This window comes from Paracoccus sp. 22332, from assembly GCF_052045125.1.
GTDB classification, from domain to species: domain Bacteria; phylum Pseudomonadota; class Alphaproteobacteria; order Rhodobacterales; family Rhodobacteraceae; genus Paracoccus; species Paracoccus haematequi_A.
In genome coordinates this window covers 12,919-20,799 of record NZ_JBQEOI010000046.1, presented here as the reverse complement: position 1 = coordinate 20,799, position 7,881 = coordinate 12,919, and the positions used below count along the sequence as shown (strand labels likewise).

The window sequence follows — 7,881 nt, the reverse complement described above, 5'->3', positions numbered from 1 at the left end:
CTGCCGACATTCCTGCGGGAACATCAGAAGCTGGCCTGGCAATGCGCGGCCGAAGGCATGGACCATGTCCGGTATCTCGCCCGGCTTGTCGAACTGGAGTTGGTTGACCGGGAGCGGCGGATGGTCGAGCGCCGCATCAAGGCCGCCAGGTTCCCTACGGTCAAAAGCCTCGACAGCTTCGACTTCAGCGCCATCCCGAAGCTCAACAAGATGCAGGTGCTGGAACTGGCCCGCTGCGAATGGATCGAGCGGCGCGAGAACGTCATTGCCCTCGGCCCAAGCGGCACGGGCAAGACGCACATTGCCCTTGGCCTCGGACTGGCGGCTTGCCAGAGGGGGCTCTCCGTTGGCTTCACCACCGCCGCAGCCCTGGTCAACGAACTGATGGAGGCCCGCGACGAACGTCGCCTGCTTCGCTTTCAGAAGCAGATGGCTGCCGTCAAGTTGCTGATCGTCGACGAACTGGGCTTCGTGCCGCTGTCCAAGACCGGCGCCGAATTGCTATTCGAGCTGATCTCGCACCGCTACGAGCGCGGCTCAACCCTGATCACCAGCAATATGCCCTTCGATGAATGGACCGAGACCTTCGGCTCCGAGCGCCTCACCGGCGCACTGCTCGACCGGCTGACCCACCACGTCAGCATCCTCGAAATGAACGGCGAGAGTTATCGCCTCGCCAACAGCACTGCCCGAAAGCGGCATCAAAAGTCCTGAGATCAGATCGCCTCGATTTGGCCCCAAGGGGCCAATGCGCCATGGCACGCGCCAGCTCTATGGTAAGCGCGCGCGCCATGGCGCAGGCCACCGCCACCTGGCCTGGTTTTACGCCGCCGAGTGGCCGGGTTTTGCACCGCCGTTGACATCGAAGAGATCCTACGCAGCAGCGAAGCCTAGCAGGCTGCATAAGCCGACACTCTATGCCGTGCAAGAGCATGTTTCATCCTTTGCGTGATCGGAGCGGGTCAGAAATAAAAGACCGAGAACGGCATCCTGATGGCAGGTGACGTTCCCGGTCATCGCATCCCGACAGGGTCAGTCGAAGATGTTGATCCCGGGCATCAGCTTGAAGCGCGGAAGATTGACGAACCTGCGTATCCAGCGTTGGATCGCTGGGTAGTAGAATAGCTCGATGCCGCCGTCCCCTGCCAGCGCCACATAGGGGAAGCACGCGATATCCGCCACCGTGGGGCGTGATCCCGCGATCCAGTTGAACCCTTGCAGTTCCTGGTTGGCCAGATGGTCATCCAGGACACGGAACAGCTTGTGAGCGTCGGCCCTTGCCTGCGCCACATCGAGGTCATAGCCCAGCACGTCATGCAGCCGCGCCGCCGAGGCCGTGGACGTGATGCTATCAGCGAAGGCCAGCCATTGCGCGACCCGACCCAGTTCGGACGGATCGTTGACCGGCCACCACGTTCCTGTCGGATCGTAGCGCGAGGCGAGATACACGAGAATGGCCTGCGCATCCCGGATATAGGCTCCGTCGTCCTCCAGAACCGGGATCTGTCCCAACGGATTTATCTGGAGGAATGCATCGGACTTGTGTTCACGACCCGGAAAGAAGTCCACGGCTTGCTTTTCATGGGAAAGCTCAAGAAAATCCAGCAACAGCCGTATCTTGTAGCAATTGCCGGACAGGACATAGTCAAACAGCTTCATCTCATGCCGCCTCGTTGAAGAGGGCGACCCCCCACTGAAGTTCATTGGCCTTCAGCCAGCGGCGGTAGGCGATCGAGGACGCGTCCGCGCGGGTCGGCAATTCCCAACGGGGATCGAGCGGCAGCTTCCGGGGAACCTGGTTCTCGAGGATCATCCGGTCCTGCAGGAAGATGTTCTGCTGGAAGTGGAGAAGGCCGGTGTCGGTGTTTTCCTCGTCAAAGACCAGAATGAACGAGTGGACGATACACTCGTCCTCTTCCACGGGCTGGATGAACAGCCCGACCAGATCCCAGACATTCTCTCGGATCGGGCAGGTCTTGTACAGGATCGTCGAATAGGGATGCGGGACGCGATACTTGTATTCGGTCATCTGGCCGCCCGATGCCGCCGCGGAAGCCATGGGCTGGAAGAACTTGCATTTGGTCGCCCAGATTTCGTCCTTTTCCGCATCCATGCTGACGTCGTAGTTCTCGACGCTCGGATGTTCTTCCACGCCGAGGATGTCGGTGTGAACGAAGGGAAAATGAGCCATGTCGAGGAAGTTCTCGACGCAGCGCAGTCCCGAGCAGCGAACGCCCACGCCACCTGCGGTCACAAGACGCCGGTCCGGCTCGTCGAACTCCGGCATGTCATAAAGCGGGCGCGGCGTATCGCTCAGCGTGGTCCAGAGATGGCCGTAGCGGATCTGCGTCAGAAGGCTGCGCCCATCGGCATCGTTCACCGAAAGAACGCCAGCCGCGTCGCTCACGGTCAGATCCTGCGAAAGCAGTCGGACGGGTTTCGCTTCCGCACCTTCGAAATCGGGAAGGCGACCGATTGCATACCATTGCGAACGGGTGAAAGTGTCGGGTGTCATAGTGTTTCTCCTCGCTTGTCGAAGTGAGACGATCAACTTGCTAGGCTGCGATGCCTATCAAGCGGCGCTTGACGCCTTGAATACCTGCCGCAGACGGGTGGACAGCTTGCTGACGGCGATCACGACATCCTCCGATGCACTGGCCGGAACCGAGGTGTGGATCATCGCCCCGTGTTCCTTCATGTCCAGGAACGCCAAAAGGACTTTTCCCTCCACTTCGGGAACGCGGACGATCGCGGCGTGATCGGTGATCTTCGATACCAGTTCGGCGCCAATGCCTTTGGCAAGCTCATTCAGGCTAGCCGGGGCAAGGTCGATATGGACCGAACGGTTGGGAACCCAGTCGCCATCGATCGACGGCGCCGCCGTCGTCTCGCCCGAGTTTGCAACCCAGATGAACCCGCCGGAATCCGCCGCGCGATAGGCCTTGGCGCGGATCGTCTTGGGCGGAGTCAGGTCAGGATGCGCCGGGATGCCCGCGCAGGCACCCGCCCCGTCATAGGACCAGCCATGATACAGGCATGTCAGCGTGTTGCCCCGGACGATGCCGTAGGACAGGCGCATGCCCCGGTGGGGGCATCTGTTTTCCCATGCGCGGATCTGGCCGTCCTCACCGCGCCACAGGGCGATGTCGTTGTCGGCGATCACGACACGTCCTGCCGTCTTGGGAAGGACGTAGTTCTGAAGTCCGGCAGGGAACCACCCGGCTTCCAGTTCTGAAGGTTTCATTTTACTCCCCATTTCTGTGTTTTCAGCCCTGGACACTGGTCGGTTGGGCTGTAGTCCAGCCCGTCCGTTTTAGCGTCCTTCGCGGCGCCGGGCTTCGATTCTGTACCGCGTCAGACAGTCTCAAGCGTGATCGTGTCGATGTTTACGTCGTCCGGTCCGAGCCAGCAGGCAATCTCGAACATGTCGATAAGGCGTTCATCCCCGGTCAGGATCAGCGTGATGTAACTGGGGGTCGCGCTTGTGATCGTGCTCGACAACGAAAGACGCCGAGCAAAGTGGCTGATCATGGCAAGGCAGGACTCGGTCTTGAGAGCTCCCTCAAGAGATACGCGCCGTGTTACCATGTCACAGGTCCAGCACCAGCTTCTTGCCCTTGCAACGCGACACGCAAGGCAGGATCAGCGTCCCTGATTCCTTCTCGGCCGGATTGAGGTAGAAATCGCGGTGATCCGGTTCGCCCTCCAGAACGGTGGTCAGGCAGGTGCCGCAAACCCCCTGTTCGCAGGATGTCATCGGCTCCAGCCCGGCAGCCTCCATCGCGCCGATGATGGTCTGGTCTTCCTCGACCGTCAGGGTGACACCCGATTTCTGCAGCACCACCTCGAAGCTGTCGCCGTCGAGTTCCAGCGTGGCCGCATCGACGCTGAACCGTTCCAGGTGGACGCGGTCGCTTTTCCAGCCGCAGTTATTCGCCAGTTGCTCGATCAGGTCCATAAAGGGTCCGGGTCCGCAGAAATACAGGCGAGCATCGACGGGCGGATCGGACAGGATCCCGGTCAGAACTGCGTTGAGCGTCGGCGGAACAAGGCCAAGATAGATTGGAGCGTCGTCCAGGGTGGCGAGTTCGCTTTTGAACGGCACATGTTCGGCGCTTCGGGCGAACAGGTGCAAAACGCATTTGCGGTTCACGGACTGAAGATGGCGCGCCATCGCCAGCACCGGGGTGATGCCGATGCCGCCGGCGATCAGGATCACCGGACCCTCGTCCGAGCGAAGCTCGAAGTTGTTCCGTGGCAGGCCAACCTCGATCTCGTCGCCTTCGTTCAGCGCGTGCATCGCAACCGATCCGCCGCGGCCGTTCGTTTCGCGCTTTACGCCGATATGATAGGCATCGCAGTCGGTGGGGGCGTTCCAGAGCGAGTATTGACGGACGAGACCGTCGCCCACGCGGACCTCAATATGGTCGCCTGGTGTGAATTTGACAGACGATCCATCGCAGGGGACCAGTTCGAACGAACGGATTTCGGGCGTCTGCTCTACGATCCGCCTGATCTTTACACGTTGAGTGTTCACGGCGTTTCCTTCGGCATTTGAAGAGGCATCATGCCGGGCATCGGCTTGAACTTCTCGAGTCTCATGAAGCGCTCCATCCACCGTGAAACGGAAAAAAACGGAGCCAGGTCGATGCCACCTTCTTCGGCAAGTGCAATATAGGGAAGGCAGGCGATATCCGCGATGGTCGGATGCGGTAACGGCAGCAGCCAGTCATGGCCGTCTCTTTCGGCGAACCAGAGATGTTCGTCGATGATCCGCAGCAGCCTGATGCCTTCGGTCCGGGCCTTGTTCACGTCCAGCCGATAGAACATCGCATCATGCAGCCGCGCAGCCGAGATGGAGCCCGTCAACTGGTCCGCGAAGGCGAGCCATTGATAGACCGCGCCCTGGTGATCGCGCGGAAACCATTTCCCGGACGTGTCGTAAGCGGCGGCAAGATAGACTAGGATGGCCTGCGCATCGCGAACCGTTTGACCTTTATCCGTGATGGCCGGAAGCTGCCCCAGCGGGTTTATGCTAAGGAACCGCGGCGATTTGTGTTCGTATCCCGGATAAAAGTCGACAAGGACCGACTGGTATTCCAGGCCCAGCTGATCCAGCAGGAACCGGACCTTGAAGCAGTTTCCCGAAAGCGGGTAGTCATGGAGCTGTATCATGACGCCTCCAATCTGCGCCGGATCGCCGACAGTTCTGCGCGCCTTTGCGCCGGATCGCCGGTCGGGTAAACCATCGTTCCATCGACGCCCCAGGGGGTAAGACGATCGACGCTGGAATCGACATGCAGTCTGACCTGATCGACCGGTGCCGCGATGTGAACCGGATAGCAAGGCTTGCCTGTGCTGCCAGTGGGCGAGCATTCTTTCTCGCTTGCCCAGACAAAGCCGTCCGCCACGGCGGTGGAATAGACGGTCGCGCTTATGTCCTGGGACGGGCGCCCCCGCAGCGCGGGAACCAGCGTCACCTTGCCCGATTCGTCGAATCGCCAGCCATGATATACGCCTTCGAGGTATTCCCCCATGTTCCGTCCGGCGCTGAGCCTTACGGAGCGGTGCGGACAAAGATCCAGCCAGACGTTGATCGCGCCGCTGGCGCCCCGCCAGATGACCAGGGGCTTGTCGCCCATCATCGACCTGACGATCGAGCCGTCGCGGACGTCTTTTTCGATTGCAACAACATATGAGGTCATGTCATCGCCCCATAGGATACATTGTTGGCCCGCAGCCATTCGCGGTAGTTCAGCGAAGGGCTGTCCACCTCGATCGAGGTTTCCGCACCGTTGAGCGGCAACTTCTTGTGGACATGCCGTTCGAGAACATATTTGTCCTGCGCCGAGATGCTCTGCTGGTCGGCTTTCAACTGACGCTCATCCATCCAGTCTTCCTTTATCCACGCAAGCAGTTTGTGCGCGATAAAGTTTTCTTCATCCAAAGGCTGTGCGAATATGCCAAGATAGTCGTATCGGCCCGGTGTCGACGGGCGATGGATGAAAAGAACGACCGAATAAGGGTCCGAAATCCGGTAGGTGTATTCCGCGACCGAGTTGATCAGCGGCAGCCAGGCCTTCTGCGATTTCAGCCACAGCGCACCCGCCGCATCGACGCTGGCCTGTCCCGGAACCAGATCAAGGTGATCCTCATCGCCCAGGATATTGGGATGCAGAAAGGGGAAATGTGCGTTGTCGATCACGTTGTCAACGATCCGCAGGCCCGAACATTTGATGGGCGTGGACCAGATGTTCATGACCAGGCGATCGACCTCGTAATATTCCAGCAACTGCTGCGGGGGGCCGTCGGGCTTGCCAAGGCTTGTCCAGATATATCCCAGCCGCTCGGTCACCGGCAAAGGCCGGGAGTCGCTCGACACGGAAATCCAGGTCTTGTGGATTTCCAGGTCGATGTCATGGCCCAGCAGCCGGGTCCTTGTCGCATTCCTCCGCCGGATGTCCGTTGGCGACCCAAGCGGGTACCAACGGTTCCAGACCATCGGGTCTTCACGTTCGTTCATGCCGGTCACTTGCTTTCGGTGACGTCGGTGAACAGTGCCGCTTTGAACGCTTCTTCGCCCTTTGCCGCGGCAGTGGACAGTTCGCGCAGCCATTTCCGGTACTGGTTCGAGATCTTGTCCGTCGGCAGCGAAACCTCGTCCAGGTAGATCGGGCCAGGCTGCGTCTCGATGACCGGCTGGTCTTCGGCCAAGACGAGCTTCTGGAAGTCGAGCGGCTGGCTGTCGGGCAAGTCGTCTTCGGTATGCGCGATGATCATGAAGTTGCGGCACGAGTTCTGTGAGATCGGGCTGGAGGTGGTCCAGAGAAGGAAAGGCTTGTCGTTCTTGTACAACCTGATCGACAGGTTGACGCTGAACGGCATGGAGTTCCGGTAGTTCCAGCTTCCCAGCGGGCTATCGTCCGGCAGCGTGTCCAGCATGTCGCGGCCCGGCTCCATGAAGAAGCGAAGTTCCCCGTCCACGCGGTCAACGGGCACGATCGCCGGTTCCGAATATGCCGGGTCATAGAGGGTGCCCGGATGCACATAGGCGAAGTGCGAAAAATCGGTGAAGTTTTCCCAGCGGCGTTCGGCCGAGCTGTCCCAGTTGTAGGGCTCCGCGATGATTTGACGCTTGAATTCGGGGTTTTCCCAAGCTTCGCAGTAAGGGATGTTCGTGCAATCCCACGAGCTGTCGAGGCGGACCCAGATGATTCCGTACCGCTCTTCGCAGGCATAGGCGGGCGTAAACGCCTTTTTAGGGATCGCGTCGCTGGGACAGGCCGGCATAAGTTCGCAGCGGCCGCTGGCACCATATTCCCAGCCGTGATACGGACATTGGATGCGGTTGTTCTCAAGCACCTTCCCGACGGACAGTTTCGCGTAGCGATGCGCGCAGCGGTCTCGCATGGCGACGTATTTTCCGTCCAGCTTCGCGATGACCAGCGGTTCGTCCAGAAGCGTCCTACCGATCGGACCGTTGCCTGCCGGATCGGCAGCCTCGAGTTCTTTCACGGTTGCGACCGGATGCCAGAAATGACGCAGATAGCTTTGATCTGCGGTGAGTGGAGTCAAAGCGTTCATTATTCTCCCCGATTAGCTACCATTGGAATAGTTGCTTCATACAAACCTAACGGAAGGAAGTGCGTTTCAAAAAGTGCGTTAACTTGTACCTTGGGTTTCGTATTCTGAACGAAAAATTAGGAAATTCTGGGCAGCACTGTCGATCAGGGGCGATTCGCAATCCAAGCAATCACATTCGCCTGTCGCTGAATGCGTAAGCGTCCGGTCTGACTGCCCTGCCGCGCGGTGAGCGTGGGAGATAGTGTCCGCTATAGATGGTGGACACTATGGTGCGAGCGTGGCGCGTCGGACAAAGCG

General features: G+C 59.6%; 10 protein-coding genes. 1 reads left to right on the top strand and 9 read right to left on the bottom strand.

The window, feature by feature from the left end:
* The coding region (istB, locus tag ACTJI6_RS20940; protein WP_440803190.1) for an IS21-like element helper ATPase IstB at positions 1 to 714 on the top strand (714 nt) is incomplete at its 5' end.
* Between the two features lie 318 nt (positions 715 to 1,032).
* On the opposite strand, the gene ACTJI6_RS20935 is transcribed toward istB, so the two are convergent.
* The 9 genes from ACTJI6_RS20935 to ACTJI6_RS20895 form a co-directional block, all read right to left on the bottom strand.
* Positions 1,033 to 1,659 carry a glutathione S-transferase family protein gene (locus ACTJI6_RS20935; protein WP_080621498.1) on the bottom strand — a complete coding sequence of 209 codons (627 nt, stop codon included), beginning with the start codon at positions 1,657 to 1,659 and terminating at the stop codon, positions 1,033 to 1,035.
* Position 1,660: 1 nt separating this feature from the next.
* Positions 1,661 to 2,515 (bottom strand): aromatic ring-hydroxylating dioxygenase subunit alpha, encoded by an 855-nt coding sequence (locus tag ACTJI6_RS20930; RefSeq protein ID WP_440803354.1) that lies wholly within the window; start codon positions 2,513 to 2,515, stop codon positions 1,661 to 1,663.
* A 57-nt stretch (positions 2,516 to 2,572) separates the two neighbouring features.
* Positions 2,573 to 3,244 carry a Rieske (2Fe-2S) protein gene (locus ACTJI6_RS20925; RefSeq protein WP_101753501.1) on the bottom strand — a complete coding sequence of 224 codons (672 nt, stop codon included), beginning with the start codon at positions 3,242 to 3,244 and terminating at the stop codon, positions 2,573 to 2,575.
* A gap of 110 nt (positions 3,245 to 3,354) precedes the next feature.
* A complete protein-coding gene (locus ACTJI6_RS20920; protein WP_080621503.1) occupies positions 3,355 to 3,588 on the bottom strand; it encodes a hypothetical protein in 234 nt (77 codons plus the stop codon).
* A 1-nt stretch (position 3,589) separates the two neighbouring features.
* Positions 3,590 to 4,411: a PDR/VanB family oxidoreductase gene (locus ACTJI6_RS20915; RefSeq protein WP_440803352.1), complete on the bottom strand. Its 822-nt coding sequence runs from the start codon at positions 4,409 to 4,411 to the stop codon at positions 3,590 to 3,592.
* Between the two features lie 122 nt (positions 4,412 to 4,533).
* Entirely contained in the window at positions 4,534 to 5,175 is a 642-nt protein-coding gene (locus ACTJI6_RS20910; RefSeq protein ID WP_080621505.1) for a glutathione S-transferase family protein, read from the bottom strand.
* Positions 5,172 to 5,705 (bottom strand): Rieske 2Fe-2S domain-containing protein, encoded by a 534-nt coding sequence (locus ACTJI6_RS20905; RefSeq protein WP_157935971.1) that lies wholly within the window; start codon positions 5,703 to 5,705, stop codon positions 5,172 to 5,174. The genes ACTJI6_RS20910 and ACTJI6_RS20905 overlap by 4 nt, the downstream gene beginning before the upstream one ends.
* Positions 5,702 to 6,523, bottom strand: coding sequence for a hypothetical protein (locus ACTJI6_RS20900; RefSeq protein ID WP_198590221.1), 822 nt, complete (start codon positions 6,521 to 6,523; stop codon positions 5,702 to 5,704). The genes ACTJI6_RS20905 and ACTJI6_RS20900 overlap by 4 nt, the downstream gene beginning before the upstream one ends.
* 5 nt (positions 6,524 to 6,528) lie before the next feature.
* The gene (locus ACTJI6_RS20895; protein ID WP_377764202.1) at positions 6,529 to 7,584 is read right to left on the bottom strand and encodes a Rieske 2Fe-2S domain-containing protein; all 1,056 of its coding nucleotides are present in this window, start codon (positions 7,582 to 7,584) and stop codon (positions 6,529 to 6,531) included.
* Positions 7,585 to 7,881: the final 297 nt, after the last annotated feature.

What these genes read in the sequence shown, in the direction of transcription:
- ACTJI6_RS20935 (WP_080621498.1), bottom strand. Translation starts at nt 1,659, where the DNA reads ATGAAGCTGTTTGACTATGTCCTGTCCGGCAATTGCTACAAGATACGG.
- ACTJI6_RS20930 (WP_440803354.1), bottom strand. Translation starts at nt 2,515, where the DNA reads ATGACACCCGACACTTTCACCCGTTCGCAATGGTATGCAATCGGTCGC.
- ACTJI6_RS20925 (WP_101753501.1), bottom strand. Translation starts at nt 3,244, where the DNA reads ATGAAACCTTCAGAACTGGAAGCCGGGTGGTTCCCTGCCGGACTTCAG.
- ACTJI6_RS20920 (WP_080621503.1), bottom strand. Translation starts at nt 3,588, where the DNA reads ATGGTAACACGGCGCGTATCTCTTGAGGGAGCTCTCAAGACCGAGTCC.
- ACTJI6_RS20910 (WP_080621505.1), bottom strand. Translation starts at nt 5,175, where the DNA reads ATGATACAGCTCCATGACTACCCGCTTTCGGGAAACTGCTTCAAGGTC.
- ACTJI6_RS20905 (WP_157935971.1), bottom strand. Translation starts at nt 5,705, where the DNA reads ATGACCTCATATGTTGTTGCAATCGAAAAAGACGTCCGCGACGGCTCG.
- ACTJI6_RS20900 (WP_198590221.1), bottom strand. Translation starts at nt 6,523, where the DNA reads ATGAACGAACGTGAAGACCCGATGGTCTGGAACCGTTGGTACCCGCTT.
- ACTJI6_RS20895 (WP_377764202.1), bottom strand. Translation starts at nt 7,584, where the DNA reads ATGAACGCTTTGACTCCACTCACCGCAGATCAAAGCTATCTGCGTCAT.